The sequence below is a fragment of the Micromonospora sp. DT233 genome (assembly GCF_049841815.1).
GTDB lineage: Bacteria > Actinomycetota > Actinomycetes > Mycobacteriales > Micromonosporaceae > Micromonospora.
This window is the reverse complement of the sequence record NZ_JBNCLB010000015.1, coordinates 1-25,774: the sequence shown is the minus strand read 5'-3', so window position 1 is coordinate 25,774 and position 25,774 is coordinate 1. Positions and strand designations below refer to the sequence as shown.

The 25,774-nt window shown below is 73.0% G+C and carries 23 protein-coding genes and 1 riboswitch; of the genes, 9 read left to right on the top strand and 14 right to left on the bottom strand.

Annotated features, from left to right (window positions below):
- Positions 1–30: 30 nt before the first annotated feature.
- The 3 genes from ACLQ2V_RS24055 to ACLQ2V_RS24045 form a co-directional block, all read right to left on the bottom strand.
- Positions 31–2,448, bottom strand: a complete 2,418-nt coding sequence (locus tag ACLQ2V_RS24055) for a DUF6077 domain-containing protein (RefSeq protein WP_425720835.1) — start codon at positions 2,446–2,448, stop codon at positions 31–33.
- A gap of 160 nt (positions 2,449–2,608) precedes the next feature.
- Entirely contained in the window at positions 2,609–3,574 is a 966-nt protein-coding gene (locus ACLQ2V_RS24050) for a Gfo/Idh/MocA family protein (protein ID WP_425720834.1), read from the bottom strand.
- Positions 3,571–4,671 (bottom strand): DegT/DnrJ/EryC1/StrS family aminotransferase, encoded by a 1,101-nt coding sequence (locus tag ACLQ2V_RS24045; protein ID WP_425720833.1) that lies wholly within the window; start codon positions 4,669–4,671, stop codon positions 3,571–3,573. The genes ACLQ2V_RS24050 and ACLQ2V_RS24045 overlap by 4 nt, the downstream gene beginning before the upstream one ends.
- A 210-nt stretch (positions 4,672–4,881) precedes the next feature.
- Between ACLQ2V_RS24045 and ACLQ2V_RS24040 the strand changes: the two genes are divergently transcribed.
- The gene (locus tag ACLQ2V_RS24040; protein ID WP_425720832.1) at positions 4,882–5,958 is read left to right on the top strand and encodes a lysylphosphatidylglycerol synthase transmembrane domain-containing protein; all 1,077 of its coding nucleotides are present in this window, start codon (positions 4,882–4,884) and stop codon (positions 5,956–5,958) included.
- A 29-nt stretch (positions 5,959–5,987) separates the two neighbouring features.
- On the opposite strand, the gene ACLQ2V_RS24035 is transcribed toward ACLQ2V_RS24040, so the two are convergent.
- The 7 genes from ACLQ2V_RS24035 to ACLQ2V_RS24005 are packed head-to-tail and all read right to left on the bottom strand — an operon-like array spanning position 5,988 to position 12,546.
- Positions 5,988–7,226: an acyl-CoA reductase gene (locus ACLQ2V_RS24035; protein WP_425720831.1), complete on the bottom strand. Its 1,239-nt coding sequence runs from the start codon at positions 7,224–7,226 to the stop codon at positions 5,988–5,990.
- A complete protein-coding gene (locus tag ACLQ2V_RS24030) occupies positions 7,223–8,272 on the bottom strand; it encodes an acyl-protein synthetase (RefSeq protein WP_425720830.1) in 1,050 nt (349 codons plus the stop codon). Before ACLQ2V_RS24030 ends, ACLQ2V_RS24035 begins: the two co-directional genes overlap by 4 nt.
- On the bottom strand, positions 8,269–9,690 hold the full coding sequence (locus ACLQ2V_RS24025) for an AMP-binding protein (RefSeq protein ID WP_425720829.1): 1,422 nt from the start codon (positions 9,688–9,690) through the stop codon (positions 8,269–8,271). The genes ACLQ2V_RS24030 and ACLQ2V_RS24025 overlap by 4 nt, the downstream gene beginning before the upstream one ends.
- Complete coding sequence (locus ACLQ2V_RS24020) at positions 9,687–10,442, bottom strand: SDR family NAD(P)-dependent oxidoreductase (RefSeq protein WP_425720828.1); 756 nt, start codon at positions 10,440–10,442, stop codon at positions 9,687–9,689. The genes ACLQ2V_RS24025 and ACLQ2V_RS24020 overlap by 4 nt, the downstream gene beginning before the upstream one ends.
- The gene (locus ACLQ2V_RS24015; protein WP_425720827.1) at positions 10,435–10,674 is read right to left on the bottom strand and encodes an acyl carrier protein; all 240 of its coding nucleotides are present in this window, start codon (positions 10,672–10,674) and stop codon (positions 10,435–10,437) included. The genes ACLQ2V_RS24020 and ACLQ2V_RS24015 overlap by 8 nt, the downstream gene beginning before the upstream one ends.
- Before the next feature lie 34 nt (positions 10,675–10,708).
- Positions 10,709–11,359: an acyltransferase gene (locus ACLQ2V_RS24010; RefSeq protein ID WP_425720826.1), complete on the bottom strand. Its 651-nt coding sequence runs from the start codon at positions 11,357–11,359 to the stop codon at positions 10,709–10,711.
- Positions 11,356–12,546 (bottom strand): glycosyltransferase family 4 protein, encoded by a 1,191-nt coding sequence (locus ACLQ2V_RS24005; RefSeq protein WP_425720825.1) that lies wholly within the window; start codon positions 12,544–12,546, stop codon positions 11,356–11,358. The genes ACLQ2V_RS24010 and ACLQ2V_RS24005 overlap by 4 nt, the downstream gene beginning before the upstream one ends.
- A 341-nt stretch (positions 12,547–12,887) precedes the next feature.
- On the opposite strand from ACLQ2V_RS24005, the gene ACLQ2V_RS24000 reads away from it, so the two are divergent.
- The 3 genes from ACLQ2V_RS24000 to ACLQ2V_RS23990 are packed head-to-tail and all read left to right on the top strand — an operon-like array spanning position 12,888 to position 14,567.
- Entirely contained in the window at positions 12,888–13,589 is a 702-nt protein-coding gene (locus ACLQ2V_RS24000; RefSeq protein WP_425720824.1) for a UDP-N-acetylglucosamine acyltransferase, read from the top strand.
- Positions 13,590–13,591: 2 nt separating this feature from the next.
- Positions 13,592–13,831, top strand: coding sequence for an acyl carrier protein (locus ACLQ2V_RS23995; RefSeq protein WP_425720823.1), 240 nt, complete (start codon positions 13,592–13,594; stop codon positions 13,829–13,831).
- Entirely contained in the window at positions 13,824–14,567 is a 744-nt protein-coding gene (locus ACLQ2V_RS23990) for an SDR family NAD(P)-dependent oxidoreductase (protein ID WP_425720822.1), read from the top strand. The genes ACLQ2V_RS23995 and ACLQ2V_RS23990 overlap by 8 nt, the downstream gene beginning before the upstream one ends.
- Positions 14,568–14,730: 163 nt before the next feature.
- Here ACLQ2V_RS23990 and ACLQ2V_RS23985 read toward each other — a convergent pair whose 3' ends face one another.
- Positions 14,731–15,660: an NAD-dependent epimerase/dehydratase family protein gene (locus tag ACLQ2V_RS23985; RefSeq protein ID WP_425720821.1), complete on the bottom strand. Its 930-nt coding sequence runs from the start codon at positions 15,658–15,660 to the stop codon at positions 14,731–14,733.
- A 26-nt stretch (positions 15,661–15,686) separates the two neighbouring features.
- Positions 15,687–16,832 (bottom strand): DegT/DnrJ/EryC1/StrS family aminotransferase, encoded by a 1,146-nt coding sequence (locus ACLQ2V_RS23980; protein ID WP_425720820.1) that lies wholly within the window; start codon positions 16,830–16,832, stop codon positions 15,687–15,689.
- 132 nt (positions 16,833–16,964) lie between these two features.
- Here ACLQ2V_RS23980 and lhgO point away from each other — a divergent pair, with 132 nt between their 5' ends.
- Positions 16,965–18,161: an L-2-hydroxyglutarate oxidase gene (gene lhgO / locus ACLQ2V_RS23975; protein ID WP_425720819.1), complete on the top strand. Its 1,197-nt coding sequence runs from the start codon at positions 16,965–16,967 to the stop codon at positions 18,159–18,161.
- A 33-nt stretch (positions 18,162–18,194) separates the two neighbouring features.
- On the opposite strand, the gene ACLQ2V_RS23970 is transcribed toward lhgO, so the two are convergent.
- On the bottom strand, positions 18,195–18,842 hold the full coding sequence (locus ACLQ2V_RS23970) for a TetR/AcrR family transcriptional regulator (RefSeq protein WP_425720818.1): 648 nt from the start codon (positions 18,840–18,842) through the stop codon (positions 18,195–18,197).
- 201 nt (positions 18,843–19,043) lie between these two features.
- On the opposite strand from ACLQ2V_RS23970, the gene ACLQ2V_RS23965 reads away from it, so the two are divergent.
- From ACLQ2V_RS23965 to ACLQ2V_RS23950, 4 genes are all read left to right on the top strand, one after another.
- The gene (locus tag ACLQ2V_RS23965) at positions 19,044–19,940 is read left to right on the top strand and encodes an ABC transporter permease (protein ID WP_425720817.1); all 897 of its coding nucleotides are present in this window, start codon (positions 19,044–19,046) and stop codon (positions 19,938–19,940) included.
- Positions 19,933–20,751 carry an ABC transporter ATP-binding protein gene (locus ACLQ2V_RS23960; RefSeq protein ID WP_425720816.1) on the top strand — a complete coding sequence of 273 codons (819 nt, stop codon included), beginning with the start codon at positions 19,933–19,935 and terminating at the stop codon, positions 20,749–20,751. The genes ACLQ2V_RS23965 and ACLQ2V_RS23960 overlap by 8 nt, the downstream gene beginning before the upstream one ends.
- Positions 20,752–20,885: 134 nt before the next feature.
- A complete protein-coding gene (locus ACLQ2V_RS23955; protein ID WP_425720815.1) occupies positions 20,886–22,385 on the top strand; it encodes an SDR family NAD(P)-dependent oxidoreductase in 1,500 nt (499 codons plus the stop codon).
- Positions 22,386–22,428: 43 nt separating this feature from the next.
- Positions 22,429–24,126: a CDP-glycerol glycerophosphotransferase family protein gene (locus ACLQ2V_RS23950; protein ID WP_425720814.1), complete on the top strand. Its 1,698-nt coding sequence runs from the start codon at positions 22,429–22,431 to the stop codon at positions 24,124–24,126.
- A gap of 31 nt (positions 24,127–24,157) precedes the next feature.
- Here ACLQ2V_RS23950 and ACLQ2V_RS23945 read toward each other — a convergent pair whose 3' ends face one another.
- A complete protein-coding gene (locus ACLQ2V_RS23945) occupies positions 24,158–25,024 on the bottom strand; it encodes a C39 family peptidase (protein WP_425720813.1) in 867 nt (288 codons plus the stop codon).
- A 237-nt stretch (positions 25,025–25,261) separates the two neighbouring features.
- Positions 25,262–25,403, bottom strand: a riboswitch (cyclic di-AMP (ydaO/yuaA leader).
- Positions 25,404–25,774: the final 371 nt, after the last annotated feature.

The following is a 25,774-nucleotide window of genomic DNA, read 5'->3' as shown; positions in this document are numbered from 1 at the left end:
CGGTCGCCGCCCCGCCCCATCCGCCGCCACTCACTCCCACTTACGGAAGCACCGGACGGCGCCGGGGGCGAAGCGTCGGGCGTACTGCTCGTAGCCGAGCTTCCTGAGCGCCGCCTTGGCCTCCAGGTTGATCCAGTACACGCAGATCGTCGTGACGTCCAGCCGCTCGATCGACGCCGAGAGCTCCGGCAGCGGCGGGATCGCCGTGCCGTCGGCGAACGCGGTCAGTCGCTGCCGGTCGCGGACGAAGTCGGAGTTCTGGTCGTACTCGATCAGGTAGCCGGCGCGGGGGTTGACCACCCGCAGCCGGCTGCTGACGATCGGCGCGGTCCGCATCAGCGTCGACGGGGCGAGCAGCAGCCCGGGCTGCCGGGGCAGCCCCTCGATCCACCGGACGATCTCCAGCCGCTGCTGCGGCAGCTTCCACAGCGGACGCGGGGCCACCTCGATGAAGCTCCCCTTGTCCCACATCGGCACGCCGTAGCTGGTGAAGGAGAAGACCAGCAGGCCGGCGACGATGGCGCCGGCCAGCCGGGAGGACCACTTCAGCCGGGGCAGCCCGATGGTGCAGAGAATGCCGATCAGGCCGGGCAGGGCGAGGATCCAGGGCACCCGCCACAGCACCGCCGGCACGCCGGTGACGTCGGCCAGCCACTCCAGCACGCCGGGCACGAAGAGCACGGTCATGGTCACGGCCGCGCCGGCCGCCAGCAGCCGGGGGGTACGCCGCCGCACCAGCAGGGGCCCGAGCCAGAGGGCGAGGCCGCCGATCACGCCGAGCGTGCCGACCAGCAGGGTACGGCGGTAGGTGCCCTCGGCGTCGAAGAACTGCGTCTCCCCGCCGGCCTCGGTGACCGGCCCGAGCACCAGCCGCGACACCACCACCGACCCGGCCGGGTAGAGCAGCGCGACGATCCCCACGGCCAGCGCGGAGCGCCAGCGGCCCACCAGCAGCATCGCCAGCCCGGCCGCGCCGACCAGCAGCGGCAGGATGATCGCCGAGGTCGACGTCAGCCCGGTCGCCACCACGGAGAGCGCGAAGACCAGGAAGAGCTTCCACTTCGACCGCGACTCGAACCAGTCGGTCAGGTAGACCCACATCAGCGGGACGACCGCCGAGACGAACATGCCCTTGCCCTCGTAGAGCCGGGGCAGGTGGAAGGTGCCGAGCGAGGCGTCCGAGCCGACGACCAGGTAGAGGTAGGCGAGGGCGACCGTGAAGGCCAGCACCGGCCGGCGGGGCGCCCAGCGGTGCACCAGCCGCCACAGGGCCAGCACCGCCAGCACGGCCAGCGCCGGCAGCAGCACGAACCAGGTGGCGTCGCCGGCGTGCAGGCCCAGGAAGCGCGCCAGCGCCCCGGCGAAGACCTCGATCGAGGCGATCGGCGGCTGCGTGCTCAGCGGCGCGGCCACGTTCTCGGTGAACAGGAAGTCGCGCAGCGGCACGATGTCCCGCTCGGCCACCCACACCGACTTGCCGACGTAGAACACGTCGTCGGGGGTGTTGCGGGCCATGTAGAGGGAGGAGACGGCGACGCCGGCCGAGATCAGCAGCACGTAGAGCGCCTGCCAGGGCGTGGCGACCGGTTCGTCGGCGGCGGTCCGCTCCAACCACGTGCGGCGGGCCAGCAGCGCCCCGCCGACGGCGGCGGCGAGCCCGAGGAGCACCGGCACCCACCACGAGACGATGCCGCCCACCCCGGCGAGGATGGCGGCGCCGATGCCCAGCAGGCCGGTGCCGATGGGGGCGAGCCACCACCACCAGCGGCGCGACGCGGCGGGCTCGGGCGCGGGCGTTGGGGCGGGCGCGGCCGTCCGTGCCCTGCGCCGCCGGCGTACGGCCCGGAGCACCCCGAGGACCGGCGCGAGGACGGCGAGCCCGGCACAGCAGACCAGCCAGGTCAGGAAGATCGTCGACGGTCGCAGCTCGAGCAGGAACGCCGCGTGGTACAGGACCGTGAAGAGCGCGAAGGCCAGCACGGCGGAGTCGGTGATCCGGCGCGGGAGGGCCCCCACGAAGCCCCCGACGGCCGCCGCGACCCGCCGCCAACCGGACACCACGGGGGCGGTCTCGCCCGGCGCGACCTCCGGCGACTCCACCTGCGCCGGTAGCGACGCCTCTCCCGGCGCGACCGGCGACGGCGGATCGGCTTCCGCAGGCTCCTGCTGCGGGGCGGCCGGAACCGACGACGGCGGGTCGGCCGGAACCGGCGGCTGCGACACCAAGCGCACCGTCGGGTCCGCCGAGTCCAGCGGCACCGTCGGGTCCGCCGACTCGCCGGCTGCGGCCGGCGGCTGCTCCAGCCGCACCGTCGGGTCCGCCTGCGGTTCACCTGGTGCCGACGGTTGCTGCGGGTGGGCCGGCGCGGGTTGGTGCTCGGGCGTGGGCTGCTCGCCCGGCTCGCGCGGGTCCTCCGCCGCCAGGGCGTCCGCTACGACCTTCGGCACGGGGTATTCCTTGTTCCTCGTCGAGTCAGAGTCAACAGATGCGCCGCCGGGCGGCACTTCACCGGCGTGGATCGCCGGCGGGCGGCCCGGCGCACGGTCGGCAGCCTACCCGACCGGGCTCGCCGCCCGGAGCGGACGACACGGGCCCCGCGGCGGGGCGTCAGCGGGATTCGGCGGCGAAGAGCCGGCCCACGGCGCGGTGCGGGGGAAGGATCCGCCGCCGCTCGACGTCGGCGTCGGCGACGCCGGCGACGATGTCCAGGAAGTGGTCGAGCTGGGCGGCCAGCGGCTCCCGGTTCGTGATCAACTCCGGGACCTCCATGATGCTCTGCTGCCGGTAGCCCCGGCCGTCCGGCGTCGCCGCGTCCAGCGAAACGTGCCGGTAGATCGTCACGTCCCGACGGATCAGGTCGGCCTCGATCAGCCGGTCGACCTCGCTGATCACCAGCGTCCGGACCTTGCGCTGGCCGATGCGGCTCGCGGAGACGTTGGCCAGGGCGGTGCCGCCGAAGGTCAGCAGGGCCTCGGCCACATCCTCCGCGCCGGGCAGCGAATCCGGGTGGAAGTGGCCCAGCACGCCGCGTACCGCCGTCGGCTCGTCGCCGCCGAAGGCCCGGATCGCCAGGTCCACGTCGTGGATCAGCAGGTCCCAAGCCGCGCCGGTGCGGATCCTCGGCGCGTACGGGGAGTGCCGCACCGCCGTGAAGTGCACCGGGTTGTCGACCAGCGCGAGCGCGGTGAGCACCGCCGGGTTGAAGCGCTCCAGCAGCCCGCAGAGCAGCGGCACGCCGCGCTTCTCGGCGGTCGCCACGACCTCCTCGGTGGCGTCCAGGCTGCCGCAGACCGGCTTCTCGATCAGCAGCGGCGTGTCGGTGGCGAGGATCTGACCGGCGAGGTCGTGGTGGAACTCCGTGGGGGCGGCGACGACCACCGCGTCGATGCCGGCCAGGTCGGCCAGGTCGGGCACCCAGCCGGCGCCGTACCGGTCGGCGATCTGCCGGCCGACGGCCTCGCGGGGCTCGACGACCCGGGCCAGCGTCGCCCGGGGCGACTCGGAGACGACCCGGGCGTGCAGGGAACCCATCACGCCCGTGCCGACCAGCGCGACGCGCACCGGGGCGCTCACGCGCCCACCGCCTTGCGGACGACCTCGATGATCCGGTCCACGTCGCCGTCGGCGAGGTGGTGGTGCACCGGCAGGGAGAGGCACTGCCGGGCCACCCGCTCGGCGACGGGGGCCGGGTCGGCGACCACCCGGGGGTGCTCCCGGTAGCAGTCGTAGTCGTAGACCGTCCTGGGGTAGTAGATGCCGCAGCCGACGCCCTGCTCGGTGAGGCGGGCGATCACCTCGTCCCGGGTGACCGGCGCGTCCTCGCCGACCAGCACCGTGTACTGGTGCCAGACGTGCGAGCGGCCCGGCAGCTCGGCCGGCAGGCGCAGCCCCGCCACGTCGGCGAGGCCGGCGGTGAGGCGCGCCGCGTTGCCCCGACGCCGCGCCACGTTGTCGCCGTACGTGGTGAGCTGCGGGATGCCCAGCGCCGCCTGCAGGTCGGTGAGCCGGTAGTTGTGCCCGGCGACCTCGTACTCGTAGCGCTGGCGCATGCCCTGGTTACGCAGCACCCGCAGCCGGTCGGCGAGACCGGCGTCGTTGGTGGTGATCATGCCGCCCTCACCGGTGGTGAGGTTCTTGGTGGCGTAGAGCGAGAAGGCGCCCAGCCCGAAGCCGCCCGCGCCCCGGCCGCCGACGCCCGCCCCCAGCGCCTGCGCGGCGTCCTCCACCAGCCCCAGGCCGTGCCGCTGCGCCAGCGGGACGATCGCGTCCATGTCGGCCGGCTGGCCGTAGAGGTGCACCGGCATCAGGACCTTCGTGCGCGGGCCCACGGCGGCGGCGAGGGCCTGCGGGTCCACACAGAAGTCGTCCTCGCGGATGTCGGCGAAGCGTGCGGTGGCGCCGGCCTCGAGGATCGCGTTGAGCGTCGCGACGAAGGTGAAGGGGCTGGTGACGACCTCGTCGCCGGGCCGCAGGTCGCACACCTGGAGGGCGGCGACCAGGGCGGTGGTGCCGTTGTTGACCGCCACCGCGTGCTCCACCCCGACCAGGGCGGCGAACTCGTGCTCCAACCGGGCGACCATCGGGCCCTGCGCCAGCCGGCCCGAGCGGATCACCTCCACCGCCAGCTGCTCGGCCTGCTCGTCGAGGCGGACGACGGAAATCGGGATCACGGTGCGCTCCTTGCGGGTCGTCGGGGGCCGCCAGCACGGTAACAGCGAGGTGGGGGCGGGAACGGGGGTGCCCGGGGCGGCGCGGCGGACGGCACGCCGGGTAGTGCGCGGCCGGGGGGGCGGACTTTCGGCCCAGGCTAGGGTAGTACCTTCCGGTGACCCATCCCACTGTCCGTTACGGGCAGGACGCGACCTGGAGGCACGTGACGCATGGTGGAGACCGCCTCGCGCAGGGACGTCGCCGCCGCAGGCTCGCCGGCCCCCGCCGCCCCGTCCCCGGCCCCGGCCGCCGCCTCGAAGCGGTGGCTCTCGCTGGGGCTGCGCGTCGTCGTCATCGCGGCCATCGTCGCCGGGATGACGTGGAGCGTCGTCGACCAGTGGCCGCAGGTCCGCTCCACCTGGCTCGGGCTGGCCTGGCAGTCGGTGGCGCTGTCGGTCCTTGCCGCGCTGACCGGGATGGTGGCCAACACGATGGCTTGGCGGGCCGCCGTCGACGACCTGGAGCACCGGGTCTCGATCCCCGCCGCGCTGCGCATCTGCCTGGTCGGCCAGCTCGGCAAGTACATCCCCGGCAGCGTCTGGGCGTACGTGTTGCAGGTCGAGCTGAGCCGACGGGCCGGGCTGCCCCGGGCCCGCGCCTTCCTGGCCACCCTGGTCAGTGTGGGGCTCGGCGTGACCGCCGCGCTCGGCCTGGGGCTGCTGGCCCTGCCCGCGCTGCGCGACGCCGCCGGGGGTGGTGACTCCACGTACGCCGAGTCGGTGCGGGTCGCGCTCTGGATCGTCGCTGCGCTCTTCCCGGTGGCGCTGGTCTGCGCGGTGCCCCGGGTGCTCACCGCCCTGGTGCAGCTCGCCCTGAAGGTGCTGCGCCGCCCGGCGCTGCAACACCGGCTGACCTGGCCGGGCGTGCTGCGGGTGGTCGGCTGGAGCGCCCTGGGCTACACCCTGTTCGGCCTGCACCTGTGGCTGCTGGCCAACGCCCAGGCCGCCCCCGGGGCGGAGGGCCTGCTGCGCAGCGTCGGGTCGTTCGCCATCGCGATGACCGTGGGCATGTTCGCCTTCCTCTCCCCCTCCGGGCTCGGCGTGCGGGAGGCGGTGCTGGTCGCCACGCTGGCCCCGTTCCTGGTCGGCAGCGGCGGCGTCGGCGCGGCCATGGGCATCGCGTTGGCGTCGCGGCTCATCTTCACCATCGCCGACGTCCTCGCCGCCGGCCTGGCCGCCCTCTCCGGCGTACGCCAGCTCCGCCGGGGCGGCGGGGCGCCGGCGGAGGCGACGCCCACCACCGGTTGACCGGCGACCGGGCCGGTGGCGGGCGGGGCTCAGCGGGTGACGACGGTGGTGAGCCGGGTGAACTCGCGCATCAGGTCGTAGCCGTCCCAGGTGGCGGCGAAGCTCAGCGCGTCGCCGACCGGGACGATCCGGTCCACCCCCCGGCCGCCCAGGGCGCGGGCGAAGGCCACCAGCTCCTCGGCGGTGAAGCCGAAGTGGGTGACGGTCTGGTCCCGGCGCACCACCAGCGGCGCGAGGTCGGCGAGGGCGTCGACCCGGGCCTGCGGGAACGTCCCGACGCCGAGCCAGCGGCGCGGAATGTCCCCCGGCGTGGCCAGCTCCACCGTCGCCAGGTCGTTGCCGTCGAAGTGCACGGCGGTCGCCACGCCCTCGAGGGCCAGGCCGTAGGTCGCCACCCGCTTCTCCACCGCCATCGCCGCGTCGATCTCCGGGCGCTTGCCGTCGAGCACCGTACGCAGCCGGGCCAGCAGGTCCGCGCGCGCCGACTCGGTGGCGGCCGGGTCGCCGACCCAGTACACGGTGCGCGGCGAGGCGCAGGCGGCCTGGTCGAACCAGTAGGAGTCGTTGTAGAAGCCGAGCGCGGCGGCGTCGCGGGCCGACTCGTCGGCGGCCAGCCAGCCGGCCGCGCCGAGCACGGTGAACGACGACCGGTCCGGGAAGGTCAGGTCGCGGGCGTGCGGGGCGAGCGGGTGGCGGCGGATCTCGGTGACCGACCGGTCGCCGCCCCAGATCACCCGCAGGTCGGCGGCGGCCGACAACGCGGCGGTCACCGCGTCGTCGCGGCCGTAGGTGACCATCCGCTGGGTCTGCCGGATCACCTCGTGGGCGTCGGCGAGGGTGTCGCCGAGCGCGTCGAGCACCGCGTCGGCGGCCCCGGCGGAGCGGGACGAGATCCGGACCACGTTGGCGTTGCCGGCCAGCGCGGAGAGCGCCCACGAGTAGACGAAGATGGTGTCCACGTTGGCCGGCGGCACGTGCAGGACCAGCCCGCGGGGGAAGTGCAGCCGGTCGGGCTCGTCGGCCACCCGGGCCAAGGTCCGGGCGATCTCGCCCCGGCGCAGGAAGAAGCCGAGCGAGGCCAGCTCCGGGTGCCGGCGGGCAACCGCCGGGCGCAGCAGCCGCCGGGCGAACGCCACCAGGAACTCCACCACCCGCTCGTCGCCGACGGTCAGCGGGCCGCCCGCCGGGGCGGCGCGCACCGCCGCGACCAGGTCGTCGACGGCGAGCGTGCCGCCGGCCGGGAAGCGCTCGACGACCTTGCCGCTCATGCCGCCACCGCCGCGAACGTGTCGCTGCACCCGCGCGCCTCGGCGCGGGGCAGCCGGCCCAGGATCTCGAACCGCTTGCCCGGCCAGGCCCCGTCGTCGACGCCGCGCACCACCCCCCGGTCCTCGGTGAGCAGCAGGTGACCCGGGTACGACCGGGGCATCGTGCTGACCACCTGCACCACCCCGGGGACGCCGACGGGCGTCTCCTGCCAGGTGTGCGGGTCCCGGACGATGACGTCGGCGAAGTCGGGGCAGTAGAGCCCGCCGCCGTCCGGCCCCTCCAGGAAGGTGGTGCCGATCTGCTCGACCATGCCGTAGAAGTTGTGGATGCGCGTCAGGCCGGTCTCGGCGGTGAAGCGGCGGCGGAACTCGGCGTTGTCGACCGCGCGGTCGGCCAGCTTCTTCCAGCCGCCGCTGTGGATCAGGATGCCGTTGCTCAGGTCCAGCCGGTGCTCACGGGCCAGCTCGTAGAGGTAGAGCCAGGTCATGAAGGTGAAGCCGAAGATGAGGAACGGCTGGTCGCCGTGCCGGTCGAGGAAGGCGCGCACCGCGTCCGGGTCGGGCCGCTCCTGCTCGTCGAGGACGAAGGTGTGGTTGCGGCCGAAGTTCATCAGGCCGAGCACGCCGGCCCCCCGGGCGGAGAAGGACCTGCGGTTGGCGAAGAGCGCCTTCGTGTCGACCAGCAGCATCGGCAGCCGCTTCGACCCGATCACCGCGCCGAGGGTGGCGGAGAGCATCTTCTGCTGCACCCCGGCGGCCTCGCGGTCGAGGTAGATCCGGCTGACGTCGCCGGTGGTGCCGGAGGAGGTGAGCACCTTGAAGACCTCGTCGTCGGCGATGCTCTTGAGGATGTGGTGCTTGAACAGCCGCACCGGCAGCCAGGGCAGGTCGGCCACCCGGTCGTAGCGGCGGCCCGCCGGGTGGCCGAGGGAGGCCAGCAGCCGGGCGTACTCGGGGCTGCGGGCCCGGTGGTGCTCGGTCAGCTCGACCAGCTCCGGGAGCAGCTTCGCCTCCCGGGCCGCCTGGTCGAGGGTGAACAGGGTCATACCAGCGCCTCCAGGGAGCGGTAATCGATCTTGCCGTTTGGCAGCTGCGGCAACCGCTCGACGGTACGCACGTCGAAGCCGGAACGGTGCAGCCGCAGCCGCTCGGCCAGCCGCCCGGCCAGGGCCTTCGCGTCGTCGGCGGTGATCCGCTCGGCGAAGAGCACCACCTTCTCCGGGCCGGAGACCGCGACGACCGGCCCTGAGTCGCGGGCCAGCTCCTCGATGTCGTGCAGGTTGACCCGGATGCCGAAGACCTTGCCGAACCGCTTGAGCCGGCCGCGCAGCCAGACGAACCCGTCGGCGTCGAGGTGGCCGAGGTCCCCGGTGCGCAGCACCCCGCCCAGTTCGTCGGCGCGGGCCAGGTCGGCGGCGTTCTCGGCGTACCCCATCATCACGTTGGGGCCCCGGTAGACCAGCTCGCCGACGACGCCGGGACGGTCGGTCTCCGCGCCGTCGGGGCCGAGCACGGTGAACGCGCCGCCGTCGAGCGCCGGGCCGACCGAGCCGACCCGCTCGGGCAGCGCGTCCGCCGGCAGGGTGCTCATCCGGGGGCCCGCCTCGGTGCAGCCCCACATCACGTGGAACCGGCCGCCGGTCGCGGCGATCTTGTCGTGGAAGGCGAGGATCAGCTCGTCGCGCAGCCGCCCGCCGGCCTGGGTGAGGGTACGCAGCGACGGGTACGTCGCCGGGTTCCACCGGATGCGGTGCAGCATCTCGTAGTTGTAGGGCACCCCGGCCAGCGACGTCGCGCCGTGCTCCCGTACCGCCTGCCAGAACTCGCGGGCCAGCACCCCGCCGTCGACGACCAGCACGGTCGCCCCGGCGGCCAGGTGGCTGTTGAGCACCGACATGCCGAAGCTGTAGTAGAGCGGCAGGCTGGTCGGGGCGATCTCGTCCGGGCCGATGGCCAGCGCCCGCGCGATCGCCGTGGCGTTGGACGCCACGGCGGCGCGGGAGAGCCGGACGAGTTTCGGGTCCCCGGTGGACCCGGAGGTGGCCAGCAGCACGGCCAGGTCCGGGTGCGGCTCGGCGGCGCCGGCCCGCTCGCGGACCCAGACCGGCCCGAGCGTCGGGTCGTCGACCGCGCGGTAGCCCTCGGGCAGCCCGCCCGGGTCGTCGCCCGCGCCGCCCTCGGCCAGGCCCACCACGACCGCCGGGGCGAAGCGCCCGACGAAGTCGGCCAGCACGGCCGGGTCCAGCCCCGGGTCGAGCAGCGCCACCGGGCGCTCCGCGCGCCACGCGCCGGCGTAGCGCAGCACCGCCGCGACGGTGGTGCCGCTGCGGGCGAAGACCACCCCGGGCGGCAACCCGGCGTACGCGGCGGCGTGCCGGTCGGCCTCGGCGGCGAGGTCGGGCCCGCCGAGGACCGCCCCGGTGGCGGCGTCGACCAGCCGGGCGGTCGGGGCGATCAGGCTCACGGCACGAGCCCCCCGTCGACGCCGAGCACCTGCCCCGTCACGTAGCGGGCCGCGTCGCCGACGAGGAACCGGATCACGTCGGCCACGTCGTCGGGCTCGCCCAACCGGCCGAGCGCGGCCGCCGACGCCTGCCGGTCCAGCACCTCGGCCGGCAGCGCGGCGGTCAGGTCGGTGCGGATCACCCCGGGCGCGACGGCGTTGACCCGGATGCCCCGGGGACCCAGCTCCCGCGCGGCGGAGCGGGCCAGTGCGGCGACGGCGGCCTTCGACGCCGCGTACACCGACTGGCCGGCCGCGCCGTACGTGCCGACCACCGAGGCCAGCAGCACGATGGCCCCGCCCCTGCGCTCGGTGCCGTCGGCCCCCCTGCGCTTGCGGGCCATCGCCCGGCCGGCGGCCTGGACGGCCGCGACCGCCCCGGCGACGTTCACGTCCAGGGTGCGGCGCACGTCGTCGGCGCGAAGCATGCCGAGCAGCCCGCTCTCCATGATCCCGGCGTTGGCGACCAGCACGTCCAGCCCGCCGTGCTCGGCGGTCACCCGCTTGACCGTGGCGCCCACCGCGTCGAAGTCGGCCACGTCCAGGCCCAGCCCGTGCGCGCCGAACTCCTTGGCCACCGCCTCGGCTCGGTCGGCGTCGCGGCCGGTGAGCACGACGGTGGCGCCCGCCCCAGCCAGAGCCCGTGCGGTGGCCAGGCCGATGCCACGGGTGCCGCCGGTGACCAGGGCCACCCGGCCGGTCAGCTCACTCATCGACGCCGAGACCCCGCAGCGTGTCGAGGGCGACCTTGAAGCTGCTCATGTCGATGACCTGCTCGGTGTCGAGCTGGACCTCGAACTCGTCCTCGATCGCGGCGACCAGGGTCATGTGGCCGAGGGAGTCCCACTGGTCGATGTCGCGGTAGTTGAGGTTCTCCACATCGGTGCCCTCGGGAAGCTCCAGGGCTTCCACGAAGACGGTGCGCAGACGGTCGCTGAGGGGCATGTCGCATGTACTCCGTTTGGATGGGTAGGTTTCGTCACTGTCCGTCGCGGTGCCCGGCGGGGTCGCGGTGCCCGGCGGGTGAGCCCCAGACCGTCGTCTCCCCGCGCTCCTGCGCCTCCGCCCGCCGGGCGGCGTTCTCCGCGCGGACACGTTCGGCCTCAGCCTGGATGTGCTTCTCGTCGTAGCGCTGGAAGACCCGCGCCGGGTTGCCCGAGACCAGACTGTAGGCCGGAACGTCCTTGGTCACCACCGACAGCGGGCTGACCGTGGCGCAGTCACCGATGGTGACTCCCATCATGATCACGCTGTTGCCACCGATGAAACAACCCTTGCCGATCCGCACCGGCTTGCGCTCGATGAGATCGCTGCCGGAGTGGTTCTCCAGCATCATGTTCGCCAACCAGCTGGAGTGGGTGAACACCAGGCAGTTCAGGCCGATGCTGGTGTGCTCGCCGATCTCCAGGCCGCCGCTGGCGTCGAGAACCGTGTTCTCCCCGATCCAGCAGTGCTCACCCATGACGAGGTTCTCCGGGCTGACGATCTTCGTCCGCTCACGGATCCGGGTCGTCTCGGGCAGGCCAAGGTACCGCGCCCGTTCCACGTCGTTGAGGAAGCCACCGACGAAGTCGTTCAGGATGCCGGGCCGCAGACGGTTGCTGCGCTCGTCGTCGGAAAAGATCGTCACGCGCGCTCCCCCACCATCCGCTCGAAGACGTCGAGGTGCTGGCGGCTGACCACGTCGAGGGTGAAGTGCGAGAACACCAGCTCCTGCTGACGCTTGGCAATCCACTCCCGCTCCTCCGGCTCATCGAGCAGCCGGATCACGGCGTTCGCGAGGTCAGCCGAGTCGTTCGGCCGGACCAGCACGAAGTTCTCCCAGTTGCGTAGGCGTACGGCCGGGAAGTTGGTCTCGGTCACCGTGCCGATCGTGGCCCGGCCCGACGCCATCGCCTCCAGGCTCGCCGTGCCGAAGCCGCCGCCCTGCAGGTCGTGGGCCACGATGTCCGCAGCGGCGAAGAAGGACGGCACATCGCCGGGAGGCACCGCGTCGGTGCTGATGACGGCGTCGGAGACGCCCAGCTCGGCCGCCCGCTTGAGGAACGCGTCGTAGTAGACCCGGCCGACCATCATCACCCTGGTCCGTGGGTGCTTGGCCAGGATCGCGGGAAGGGCCTCGATCAGGGGCAGCCGGTGACGGAGTTGGATCACGTGCCCGAGCGAGACGATCAGCGGGTCGTCACCGATGCCGTAGTCGGCGCGGACGTCGCGCGTCGGAGGGCCCGCGAATCGGATCGGTTCCACCGCGACGGGAATGTATTCGAACTCGTCCCGGGTGGCGAGGTACCGCTTCGCGCAGTATGCGCCGGACAACTCATCCATGATCACGTAGCGCGGGCGGTAGCGACGCAGGATCGGCTTGACCACGAACCGGTCCAGGCCCTTGAACAGTGCCATGTATTTCGGGTCCGGGCTTTCGAGCCGCGTGTGCACCGACAGCAGCGCCGGAACCTTGCGCCGGCGCGCGTACCAGCCGGAGAGCCAGGTCAGGTCGAAGAACTGCCCGTGCTGATGAATGACGTCCGGCCTGAAGTCGTCCAGCAGGCGCGTCACCCGGCGCAGGTTACCCGGACGGGCCAAGGTGAACGCCATGTCGAAGTCGATCGCGAGGCCGAGCTGCGGCATCGGCATCGCGGGCAGGCGGACCAGCCGGTACCCGTCACGCTCCTCCTCCGCCGGGGCGTCCTGGTACGCCGCAGTCAGCACCAGCACCTCGTGACCCGCCGCCGCGTACCGCGCCGCCAGCCCGGCGGCCAGGTGGGAGCTGCCGCCCGGCCTAGGTGGGAAGAAGTTGTTGACAACAGCGATCCGCACGGTGGGTAGCTCCTATTGGCTGCGGCGGGGAACGGCGTCACCGGGGATGAATCTAGACCAAATGGTGAGTACCAGCCGGAGCGACCCCGGCCGTGCCTCGCCACGCTACCTCAACACCTCGGGGGCCACCGTGGACCGCCCGCTCCCCGGGACATTCCCGCCAGCGCAACGAACGCCCTGCCTGCGCCCTTCCGAACGGCCGACCGAAGCGGGGCAGAGCGCCGGGAGCAGCGATCCCGGGAGCCGGCCGCCGCTTCTCGGTCCGGTAGGCTGGCCGACCGAAACCCAACCGGTCACGGGCGGCTACGATCCGCTCGGCCGAAGGCCAAGGGCGGACATGCATGGTCAACAAAATCCATCCCACCGCCGTGATCGGCACTGACGTGGAGCTCGGCGACGACAACGTCGTCGGCCCCTACAGCGTCATCGTCGGCCCCTGCCGGATCGGAAACGGCAACTGGTTCGCTCCGCACGTGGTGGTCGGGACGCCGGCCGAGTACCGGGGCGGGCCACACCCGACGGCCTGGGACGGCGAGCCCGACGGCGGTGGTGTGGTGATCGGTGACAACAACGTCATCCGGGAGTTCGTCACCGTCAACCAGGGGACTCAGGAGACCACCCGGATCGGCGACGGCTGCTACCTGCTGGCGCGCAGCCACGTCGGCCACGACTGCGTGCTCGACGACGCGGTGACCCTCTCCGACGCGGTCCAGCTCGGCGGGCACACCCACGTCTGGTCCTGGGCGAACATCGGCATGGGCACCGTGGTCCACCAGCGCGGTCAGGTCGGGCCGGGCGCGATGGTCGGGATGGGCTCGGCCGTGCGCCGCGCCGTCGAACCCTTCACGATCACCGTCGGCAACCCCGCGCGGGTCAGCGGGGTCAACCGGGTGGGGCTGTCCCGGCGCGGTTGCGCCGACGACGTGATCGACCGATTCGAGACCTTCCTCAAGGGCCGGTCGGAGCTTCCCGCCGGCCTGCCAGTCGAGGTGGCCGAAGAGCTCGCCGCCTGGACCAAGATCATTTCAACGGACAAGGAGTGACCATGTCGCTGTCCCACCGGCTCCGCGCCGTGTTCGTCGACGCCTTGGAGCTCCCCGAGGGCACCGACGTGGAGAACCTCAAATACCGCGAGATCGAGCAGTGGGACTCGTTGGGCCACATGACGCTCGTCGGTGCGATCGAGGACGAGTTCGACGTCCAGCTCGACACCGAGCAGGTCATCGACATGAGCAGCTTCAAGGTCGCGCGGGACATGCTCTCCGGGATGGGCGTCCGTGACTGATCCGAGGGGTCCCCTGCACGACCGGGTGGCCGTGGTCACCGGCGGCACCCGCGGGATCGGCCGGACCACCGCCGAGGCGCTGGTCGCCGCCGGCGCCTCGGTCGTCGTCACCGGGCGTGACGGCGACCGGGCCCAGCAGGTCGCCAAGGAGATCGGCGCCGCCGCGAGCCACCCGCTCGACGTGACCGACCCCGACGCGGTGAGCGCGGTGTTCAAGACGATCGCCTCCGAGCACGGCCGGATCGACGCGCTGGTGGCAAACGCCGGCGTGCTGGAGGACGCGCTGATCGGCATGATCAAGCCGGATCTGGTCAGCCGGATGCTCGACACCAACGTCGCGGGGACCATCTCCACCGTCCAGGCCGCCGCGCGGGTGATGATGCGCAAGAGGAGCGGCGCGATCGTCCTGCTCGCCTCCATCGTGGGCGAGCGGGGCAGCGCTGGGCAGACGGCGTACGCGGCCTCGAAGGCGGCCGTGGCGTCGGTCGCCCGCTCCGCGGCGAAGGAACTGGGGCCGCGCGGCATCCGCGTCAACGCCGTCGCACCCGGGCTCATCGACACCGACATGATCCGGCACCTGCCGGCCGACCTGATCGAGCGGCGGATCGGCGACACCGCGCTGCGCCGGCTCGGCCGCCCGGACGACGTGGCCCGGGTGATCCGCTTCCTGCTCAGCGACGACGCCGCCTTCGTGACCGGTCAGGTCATCGGCGTCGACGGCGGCTTGGTGCTCTGAGTCGGCCATCGACTCGACGAGGAGGCCCGGTGAGCAAAGCTCACCGGGCCTCCTCGTCGCCACCCAGGGTCAATCTCCGGACGGGACGTCGATGGTCAGCCCGTCAGCACCGTAGCGCTCGCGCCGGCGGACACCCGGTTGCCGATCCGGTGGCGAACGCGTCTCAACCTGCCGAGTTGCGGACCAGCTCGTGCATGCCCTCCTCGACGGTGATCCGCGGCTCCCAGCCGAGCACCTCGCGGGCCCGGCCGATGTCCGCGGCCCGCCGGCTGACCAGCACGTCGCGCGGGTTGAAGATGGGCTCCACGTCGGTGCCCACCGCCTGAATCAGGATCTTGGTGAGCTGGGCGATGGAGGTGTCCACGCCGGTGCCGATGTTCACCGGCATGTTGTCCCGCTCCGACTCCAGCGCGGCGACCACGCCCCGGGCCAGGTCGGTGACGTGGATGAAGTCCATCGACTGCTCGCCCTTGCCGTCGATGATCGGGGCCTGCCCGGCGCGCAGCCGCTGGATGAAGGTGTTGATGACGCTGGTGTAGTACGCCTCGATCTTCTGACCCGGGCCGTAGACGTTGAAGAACCGCAGGGCCATCCAGGACAGTCCCTTGCTGCGCTGGTAGAAGCCGAGCAGGTCCTCCCCCGCGCGCTTGGAGATGCAGTACGGGGTGAGCGGGTGCAGCCGGTCGTCCTCGTGCATCGGCAGCTTCTCCGGGTCGCCGTAGACCGACGCGGAGGAGGCGAAGACCAGCCGCTGCACGCCGTGGTCGGCGGCGGCGGCGAAGACGTTGTTGTTGCCGACCATGTTGATGTCGATCGACTCGTACGGGTCGGCCTGGCTCTTGTTGATCGACACCGTGGCGAAGTGGATGACGTGGCTGCACCCCTTCATCGCCTGGTGCACCGCGCCGCCGTAGCGCACGTCCTGCTCGACCAGGTCGACCTTGCCGGTGGCGACCAGCTCGTTGACCCGGGCCCGGTCGCCGCGCGCCATGTTGTCGAAGATGCGGACCTCGTAGCCCTTCTCCAACAGCAGCGGAATGACGTGCAGGCCGATGAAGCCCGCCCCGCCGGTGATGAAGACCTTCTTGGTCATGGGGTCAGTTTCCCTTCTCAGGCTGGTCAGCGACCGGCGGCGACCGAGGCGACGACCTCGCGTACGGTCGCGGCGACCCGGTCGACCTGCTCGTCGGTCAGGTTGGCGTGCATCGGGATCGCCAGGTGGCGGGCGAAGACGTCGGCCGACACCGGGCAGGGGTGCGCCGGTGCGCCGTAGAGCGGCTGCACGTGCGAGGCGTACGTGCCGAAGTTGCACTGCACGCCGCGCTGGCGCAGCCGAGCGGCCACCGCGCCCCGGTCCACCGAGGGGTCGAGGGTGAGGATGTACGCCTGCCAGGGGTGCTCGCGGTCGGGCAGCTCGGCCGGCACGGTCACCAGGTCGACGCCCTTGAGCAGCTCGCCGTAGCGGGCGGCGATGCGCCGCTTGGTGGCCATCAGGTCGGGCAGCCGGTCGAGCTGGGCGAGCATGATGGCGGCGGCGACGTCGGAGAGCCGGTAGTTGTAGCCCAGCTCGTCGAAGGTCGGGATCGGCAGGTCGGTGGAGGCGGCCCGGGTCAGCGCCCCCTCGATGCCGTACGTGTGCAGCTTGCGGGCGTGGGCGACCAGGTCCTCCCGGTCGGAGACGAGCGCCCCGCCCTCGCCGGCGGTGATGCCCTTGCGGCCGTGGAAGCTGAACGCGGCGACGTCGGCGAGGCTGCCGGCGGGCCGGCCCTTGTAGGTGGCGCCCGCCGCGCAGGCGGCGTCCTCGATCAGGAAGAGCCCGTGCCGGTCGGCGATGGCCCGCAGCTCGTCGTAGTCGGCCGGCTGCCCGGCGACGTCGACGGCGATGATGCCGGCGGTGCGGGGGGTGATGGCGGCCTCGACGGCGGCCGGGTCGACCGTCCAGATGTCGGGGCGCACGTCGGCGAAGACCGGCTTCGCCCCCGCCCACATCACCGCGTGCCCGGTGGCCGGGAAGGTGTAGTCGCCGACGATGACCTCGTCGCCCGCGCCGGCGCCCAGGGTGAGCAGCGCCAGGTGCAGGGCCGAGCCGCAGTTGTTGGTCGCCAGCGCCGCGGCGGTGCCGGTGGCGGCGGCGAACCGCTCCTCGAACCGCCGGCAGGTGGGCCCCGCGCCCGCCAGCCAACCCGAGGCGAACACCTCGGCGATCGCCGCGAGCTCCGCCTCGCCGACAGTGGGCTGGCCGAGCGCGATGACGTCGTCTGACATGTGACTCCCTCGAAGACGGACCCGGTGAGTGTAGGCCAACCCCGGTCAGCGGCGACGAATCGGGCGCGCCGGGGCGTGGTTACCATCGGTCGTCCTCGCCGGGGCGGGCGCGAGGCGGGCAGGGGGATCGGGATGACCAGATTCGTGGTGGTGGGCGGCGGCATCGTCGGGCTGGCGGTGGCGCACCGGCTGGTGACCGACCGCCCCGGCGACTCGGTCACGGTGCTGGAGAAGGAGGCGGGCTGGGCGGCGCACCAGACCGGCCACAACTCGGGCGTCATCCACGCCGGGGTCTACTACCAGCCGGGCAGCCTGAAGGCGACGATGTGCAAGGCCGGCAGCGCGTCGATGGTGGAGTTCTGCGCGGCGTACGGGCTGTCGTACGACATCTGTGGGAAGTTGATCGTCGCCACCGACGCGGCGGAGCTGCCCCGGCTGCGTGCCCTGCACGAGCGGGCGACGGCCAACGGCCTGCCGGTGCGGCTGATCGGGGCGGCCGAGGTCGCCGAGCACGAGCCGCACGTGGCGGCGGTGGCCGGCCTGCACGTCGCCTCGACGGGGATCGTCGACTTCGGCGCGGTCTGCCGCAAGCTGGCCGAGCTGCTGGCCGCCGCCGGGGCGGACCTGCGCACCCGCGCCGAGGTGACCGGGGTGGCCGACCGGCCCGATGGGGTGGTGGTGACCAGCACCGGCGGCGAGGTGGTCGCGGACGTGCTGATCAACTGCGCGGGGCTGCACGCCGACCGGATCTCCCGGCTGGCCGGGGTGCCCACCCCGGTGCGGATCATCCCGTTCCGGGGCGAATACTACGAGCTCACCCCGCAGCGCCGCGACCTGGTGCGGGGGCTGATCTACCCGGTGCCGGACCCGAGCTTCCCGTTCCTCGGGGTGCACCTGACGAAGATGATCGACGGCAGCGTGCACGCCGGGCCGAACGCCGTGCTGGCCACCGCGCGGGAGGGCTACTCGTGGGGGCGGATCAGCCCCCGCGACGTCGTCGACGAGCTGTCCTACCGGGGGCTGTGGGCGCTGGGCCGCCGGCACTACCGGTACGGGCTGACCGAGGTGGCCCGGTCGTTGTCGAAGCGGCGCTTCGCGGCGAGCCTGGCCCGGCTGGTGCCGGAGCTGACCCCGGCCGACATCGTCCGGGCCGGGGCCGGGGTGCGGGCCCAGGCGATCCGGCCCGACGGGGCCCTGGTCGACGACTTCCTGATCGTGGAGGCGCACCGGCAGGTGCACGTGCTCAACGCGCCCTCCCCCGCCGCGACCAGCTCGCTGGAGATCGCCCGGCACATCGTGTCCCGGCTGCCCCTGGACGCCGGCCGCTGAGGCGGCTCACCCCGGGCCGGCCGGTGGGACGGCTCAGGCCGAGGCGGCCGGCAGGGCGGCGTCGCGCTGCCGGGGCACGGCCGGGGCCGCCCGCAGGCCGGCGGCCACGGACTCCACCAGCGCGTCGAGGTACGCCTCGCTCGGGACCGAGCGGTGGATGGCCAGCCGCCAGTAGAGCGGCCCGACGATGAGGTCCACGGCCGCCTCGGGATCGACGTCGGCGGACACCTCGCCCCGGCGGACGGCCCGCGCGACCAGCGAACCGACGACCTCCTCCTGCTTGGCCCGCAGCACCGCCTGCAGGGCCCCCTCGATCTCGGGGTTGCGGGCCGCCTCGGCCAACAGGTCGGGGATGATCTGCGAGGCCAGCGGGTGGCCCAGGGCGTGCGCGCCCACCTGGAAGAGCAGGCTGAGGTCGCCGCGTAGGCTGCCGGTGTCCAACGGTGGCAGTTTGCCGCCGGCCGCGGCGACGACGATCTCCACGACCAGTTGCAGTTTCGAGCTCCACCGCCGATAGATCGCGGTCTTGCTCACCCCGGCCCGCCGGGCGACCGCCTCGATGGAGAGCCGGCCGTAGCCGACGGCGGCGAGCTCCTGCATGAGGGCGCGTCGGATGGCCGTGGTGATCTCGCTGCGGAGGACCGCCGCGCCGGCCGGCGCCCGCCTCTTGGGGGTGGTCACGGCAGACTCGTCTCGGGGGTCACGGGAGGCTCTCTTCGGCGGTCACGTGGGACAATGTACCGCAACGACGCTACGGTTGCGTCCCGACGTGTTCATGGACTACCTTCCACCCAGCGACGAGGCGGCGCTCCCCGCACCGGCCACCCTCGAATCGATCGTCGCGCGCATCCCGTTGGTTCGAAAGATCGGAGCGCCCATCCCATGGCCAACACCGCGCTGGCCGACCCAGACGCCGGCCTGACCCAGGCGCAACTGGCCGCCCGGTACGGGCTGCGGGTCGCCGGCGAGCGGCCGTCCCTGGCGGAGTACACCCGCCGCCTGTGGACCTACCGGCACTTCATCGCCGCGTACTCGAACGCCAAGCTGGTCGCCTCGTTCAGCAACGCCCGGCTCGGGCAGCTCTGGCAGGTGCTGACCCCGCTGACCAACGCGGCGGTCTACTACCTGATCTTCGGCCTGGTGCTGGAGCAGAAGAGCATCCCGAACTTCATCGCGTACCTGACCACCGGGCTGTTCATCTTCAGCTTCACCCAGGCCGCGGCGCAGCACGGCACCACGTCGATCACCGGCAACCTCGGGCTGATCCGGGCGCTGCACTTCCCCCGGGCCTGCCTGCCGCTGGCGGTCATGCTCACCCAGTTCCAGCAGTTGCTGGCCTCGCTGGTGGTGCTGCTCGGCATCGTGCTGGTCACCGGCGAGCCGATCACCCTCGAGTGGCTGCTGCTGATCCCGATCGTGCTGCTCCAGGCGGTCTTCAACGCCGGGCTCACCATGGCGGTGGCCCGCATCGGCTCGAAGGTCGCCGACGTCAAGCAGGTGATGCCGTTCGTCCTGCGCACCTGGATGTACGGCTCCGGCGTGCTCTACAACGTGGCGCTGTTCGAGGAGAACCTGCCGTCCTGGGCGACCAAGCTGGTCGAGGCCAACCCGATGCTGGTCTTCATCGAGCTGGCCCGGCACGCGCTGCTGGAGGGCGCACCGCTGCTCAACACCTCGATGCTGCAGGCGTGGTCGTACGCGGTGGGCTGGGCGGTGCTGGTGGGCGTGGGTGGTTTCATCTACTTCTGGCGGGGCGAACAGGAGTACGGCCGTGGTTGATTACATCGAGGCGTCCAACGACGTCACCGTCACGCTGCCCCGGATCGTCGACCGTGTCCCGACCGTGGTGGTCGACGACGCGCACGTGATCTACCGGGTGCACAAGGGTGGCACCGGGGGCAGCAGCCCGGTGGCGGCGCTGCGCCGGATCGTCTCGCGCACCTCCGCGCCGAACATCCGCGAGGTGCACGCGGTCAAGGGGGTCAGCTTCACCGCGTACCGGGGCGAGGCGATCGGGCTGATCGGCAGCAACGGCTCCGGCAAGTCCACCCTGCTGCGGGCCATCGCCGGCCTGCTGCCGGTCAACCGGGGCGCGGTCTACACCCAGGGCCAGCCGTCCCTGCTGGGCGTCAACGCCGCCCTGCTCAACGACCTCTCCGGGGAACGCAACGTCACCCTGGGCTGCCTGGCCATGGGCATGCACCCCGACGACGTGCAGCGGCTGGCCCCGGAGGTCATCGAGTTCTCCGGCATCAACCAGCGCGGCGACTTCGCCTCGCTGCCGATGAAGACGTACTCCTCGGGCATGGCGGCCCGGCTGCGGTTCTCCATCGCCGCGGCCAAGAAGCACGACGTGCTGCTGATCGACGAGGCCCTCGCCACCGGCGACAAGGGCTTCCGCAAGCGCAGCGAGCAGCGGGTCCGGGAGCTGCGGGAGGGCGCCGGCACGGTCTTCCTGGTCAGCCACCAGCTCTCCTCGGTCCGGGACACCTGCGAGCGGACGATCTGGCTGGAATCGGGCGAGCTGCGGATGGACGGGCCGACCGACGAGGTGCTGCGCGCGTACGAGGACTTCTCCAACGGCAAGTAGGGTTCGGGCGTGCGCACGGTGCCTGCCCCGCCGCGTCGTCCCTGCGGGGCGGCGCGGTGGGGGCGTTATGGTTCACCCGGCCGCACACGGCCGTCACCCGATGTTGTGACATTCCCCGAGAGTGAGGATCGGCAATGACGCAGGACCACACCACTGGCCCGGACGCCGCACCGGAGACCCCGGCACCGTGGCGGCCCTCGCGGACGGTGGCGGTGGTGCTGGCCGGTGGCACCGGGACCCGGCTTGGCCTGGGCATCCCGAAGCAGCTGCTGAAGATCGCCGGCAAGCCGATCATCGAGCACACCCTGGCGGTCTTCGAGGCGGCCCCCGAGATCGACGAGATCATCGTGCTGATGGCCGTCGGGCACGTCGACGACGCCCAGCAGATCGTCGACAAGGCCGGGTTCCGCAAGGTCAGCAAGGTCATCGCCGGTGGTGAGACCCGCAACGCCACCACCCGCATCGCCCTGGACGCCGTGGGCGAGGGCGACGTCAACATCCTCTTCCACGACGCGGTGCGCCCGCTGCTCAGCGGCCGGATCGTCCGGGAGTGCGTCAACGCGCTCTGGACGTACTCGGCGGTCGACGTGGCGATCCCCTCGGCCGACACGATCATCCAGGTCGACGCCGACGACTGCATCACCGACATCCCGGTGCGGTCCAGCCTGCGCCGGGGGCAGACCCCGCAGGCGTTCCGCTCCGGCACGATCCGCGAGGCGTACCGGATCGCCGAGGGCGACCCGGACTTCGCCGCCACCGACGACTGCGGCGTGGTGCTGCGCTACCTGCCCGGCACCCCGATCAAGGTGATCGCCGGCTCGGACGACAACATCAAGGTCACCCACCCGGTCGACGTGCACCTGGCCGACAAGCTCTTCCAGCTCGCCGCCGCGCAGGCGCCCCGGCTCAGCGACCACGGCTACGCCGAGGAGCTGACCGGCCGGACCATCGTCGTCTTCGGCGGCAGCTACGGCATCGGCCACGAGCTGACCGAGCTGGCCCGCCGCCACGGCGCGCAGGTCTTCCCGTTCAGCCGCTCCACCACCGGCACCCACGTCGAGCGCGCCGAGGACGTCGAGGCCGCGCTGAAGACCGCCTTCGAGGCCACCGGCCGGATCGACCACGTGGTGGTCACCGCCGGCATCCTGGAGAAGGGCGAGCTGGCGGAGATGGACCAGGAGACCATGGACCGGGTCCTGCACGTCAACTTCGTCGGCCCGGTCACCATCGCCCGGCAGTCCCTGCCCTACCTGCGGCAGACCAAGGGTCAGCTGCTGCTCTACACGTCCAGCTCGTACACCCGGGGCCGGGCCCGCTACGCGCTCTACTCGGCCACCAAGGCCGCGCTGGTCAACCTGACCCAGGCGCTGTCGGACGAGTGGGCCGAGCTCGGCGTGCGGGTCAACTGCATCAACCCGGAGCGCACCGCCACCCCGATGCGCACCAAGGCGTTCGGCGAGGAGCCGGAGCACACGTTGTTGGCCGCCGAGACCGTCGCCCAGTCGTCGCTGGACGTGCTGATCTCCGGGCTGACCGGGCAGGTCATCGACGTGCGGCGGGCGCCGGGCGAGGGGCCGGCCGCGGCCGTGCCCGCCCAGGGCACCCCGGCGGTCGCCCCGGCCCCGGCCGGCTGAGCGGCCACGACCACCGCGACGGGCGGAAGAAGCGGACAGCGACATGCGTGGTGACCTGGTCAGGAAGCTGACCGCCCGGGTGGCGACCACCGGCCTGGCGGTGCTGGCGTTCTGCGTCCTCGCGTTGACCGGCGCGACCGGCTGGGGGCTGGCCCTCGCGGTGGCGGCGCTGGCCGCCGCCGGCTGGGAGCGCCGGGTCCGCCCGGCCGCCGACAGCACCGCCGAGTCGGTGCTGCTGGCGGCCGGCATCCTGATCGGGTACGCCCGGCGGCTCGACGCCGGCTTCGACCCGGCGCTGGCCGCGACCGCGCTGGTGCTGCTGGGGCTGGTGCTGCTGGTCGGGCCGCTGCGGCAGGCCGGCGACCTGGAGATCCGGGCGGCCAACCTGCCGGTGCGGTCGTGGACCCCGCTGGTCGCCGCCCGGCTGGGCGACGCCCTGCTGGTGCTGCTGGCCGCCGTGGCGGCGCTCGCCGCCCTGGTGGCGCCGGCGGCCGTCGCCCTGGCCCTGGCCCTGGTCGTCGGCGCGGGCGCCGGCGCGGTGGCGGCCGACCTGGCCCGGCGGCGGCTGCGCCCCGGGGCCGGTGGCGGGGCGGTGGCCGCCGCGCTGCGGGCGCACCGGCCGGAGTTCCTGCTGCACTTCTCCGCCCCGCCCGGCTCGGAGTACCAGGTCACCATGTGGCTGCCGTACCTGGAGCGGATCGGCCGGCCGTTCGTGGTGATGGTCCGGGAGCCGGAGTTGTTCGCCCCGATCGCGGCGGCCACCACCGCGCCGGTGGTCTACTGCCCCACCACCAAGACGATGGACGAGGCGCTGGTGCCGAGCCTGAAGGTGGCGTTCTACGTCAACCACGGGGCGAAGAACAGCCACTGCATCCGGTTCGGCCAGCTCACCCACGTGCAGCTCCACCACGGCGACAGCGACAAGGCGCCCAGCGCCAACCCGGTCTCGGCGATCTTCGACCGGATCTTCGTGGCCGGTCCGGCGGCGATCGAGCGGTACGCCCGCGCCGGGGTGGAGATCCCGGCGGAGAAGTTCGTGGTGGTCGGCCGCCCGCAGGTCGAGTCGATCGAGGTACGCCGGGAGCAGGTCACCGCCCTGGCGCACCCGACGGTGCTCTACACCCCGACCTGGACGGGGCACAACGCCGACGCCAACTACTGCTCGCTGCCGGTGGGCGAGGCGATCGTGCGAGGGCTGCTGGCCCGGGGCGCGACGGTGATCCTGCGCGCCCACCCGTACACCGGGCAGAACCCGGCGTCGGCGCGGCAGCTCGCCCGGCTCACGGAGCTGCTGGCCGCCGACCGGGCCCGCACCGGGCGGCAGCACCTCTGGGGCGCGGCGGCCGGGCGGGACCTCTCCCTGGTCGAGTGCGTCAACCGCTCCGACGCGCTGGTCTCGGACGTCTCCGGGGTGATCTCCGACTACCTCTACTCGGGCAAGCCGTACGCGGTCACCGACATGGTCGGCGAGGGCGACCGGTTCGCGCAGCGGTTCCCGCTGGCCGCCTCCGGCTACGTGCTGCGCCGCGACGCGGGCAACCTCGACGAGGTGCTGGGCGACCTGCTCGACGCCGACCCCCGCGCGGCGGCCCGCTGGGTCACCCGCGCCCGCTACCTGGGCGACTTCCCGCAGCACGGGTACGCCGAGGCGTTCCTCGCGGCGGCCCGCCGGGAACTGGACGCCGCCGGGGTCGCCCCGCTGGCGCCCGCCCCCCGCACGCCACTCACCCCCACCCCCTGAGCTGCGGGGGCGGGGGTGCGGGTCGCGCCGGTCAGGCCGAGTAGCCCCGGGTGGCGGTCCAGTCGGCCAGCGTGGTGATGCTGATCCAGTACGACGGCAGGGACGCGTCGGCCGAGTCGGCGATGCGCACGGTGCGGCCGTCGTTGCGGTAGCCGACCACGGCGACGTAGTGGCCGCCGGGGAACGAGTGCCAGCCTCCGTCGAGGTCGACCACGTCGCCGGCGACGTTCGCCACGACACCGCGACCGTCGGCGATCGCCGCCACCACGTCGGTACGCATCCGCTCGGTCTGCGCCGAGTCGGCGGCACCGCCCGGGATCGCCCGGGTCCGGTACGGGTTGCCCGGGACCATCTCGTTGAGCACCCGGGTGGTGTCCTCGGCCGAGTTGGTGCCCATCTCGGTGGTACCGAGCTCGGCGGCCAGGCCGTCCTGGGTGGTCTCGACGCCGCTGGCGGAGAGCGCGTTGCGTACCGCCGCCGGGCCGCAGTAGTAGTAGTTGATCTGGGCCGCGTAGTCGTAGTCGAGGCTCTTCGCCGACGGCGTCCTCGCGGCGGCCGGCTTCGCGGCGGTCTTGGCCCTGGCAGCCATGGTCCTGCTCTCCGTAGCCTTGTCGGCCGTGCTCCTGCTCGGGTCGGCCGTGCCGGTCAGGTCCGGGTCCGGGGTGGCGCTCGGTGACCCGGTGGCGCTCGGCGACGCGCTCGCGGCGGGGCCGGCCTGGGTCGGGCTCACCGCGCCGACCTCGGCCGCCGGGGTGGTGCGCGGCGCGGCGTCGTCGCCGCCGGTCAGCAGCAGGCCGGTGCCGGAGGCCAGCACCAGCGCCGCCGCCGAGCCGGCGACGACCTGGTACGGGCGCTCGATGGCGAACCGCCGCAGCTTCTGCTTGAGATGGGCGTTCACGTGTTCCTCCAAGGACGAGGGGCGGGCAGCGGGGGCACCCGGGCGTGCGGGGGCGCACGGCGACGCGGGCGTGATGCCACGCCGCCGGTGGGGACCGCTGTGGGTGGACGCCCGGCTCAGCCGGGCAGGCGGGCGGGGGCGGCGGTCAGCTCGTCGGCCCGGGGGCGACGGGCGCGGGCGCCGGGCGGCCGCGCTGGAGGAACAACCGAGGGATGGGGTCGTGCTGCACGAGAATGGCACTCCTTCCGAGACCGCCTACCGGGTTAGCTGACGGATTCGGGCGGGAAGATCGCCCTACCGCGGGCCGTGGCCCGCGGATTCACCCCACATGTGCACTGGGTCCCCGGTTCGTTCGTCGACGATTGAGCGGGTCGGCGCGGCGTCGCCTCCTGCGATCGGTTACCGCACCGGACGCGCCGACATTACTGGCCGGTCGCCGCCCTGCCAACCCCCTGTGAACTGCTTAAACGTCCGTCATTCGCTTTCCTTCCGACACAGTCGGAGCTGACTTGCATCAATGGGACGCCTGCCTTTTCGGGCACAGCGGCGACCATCCGGAACAGCGGGTCGTGATCGTCGGGGAATTGCGTCGGCCGCTGCGCCCCGACGACGCGGATGCCCGATTCCGCTCCGGCGTGAGCGGCCTCACGGGATTCGGGCGCCACCACCGCCGCCTTAGTACTCCAGCAGGAGATCCGTTTCACGGTTCTGTGAGGGCTTGTCGGGCGTAGTGGCTGATCTTGGCTGCAG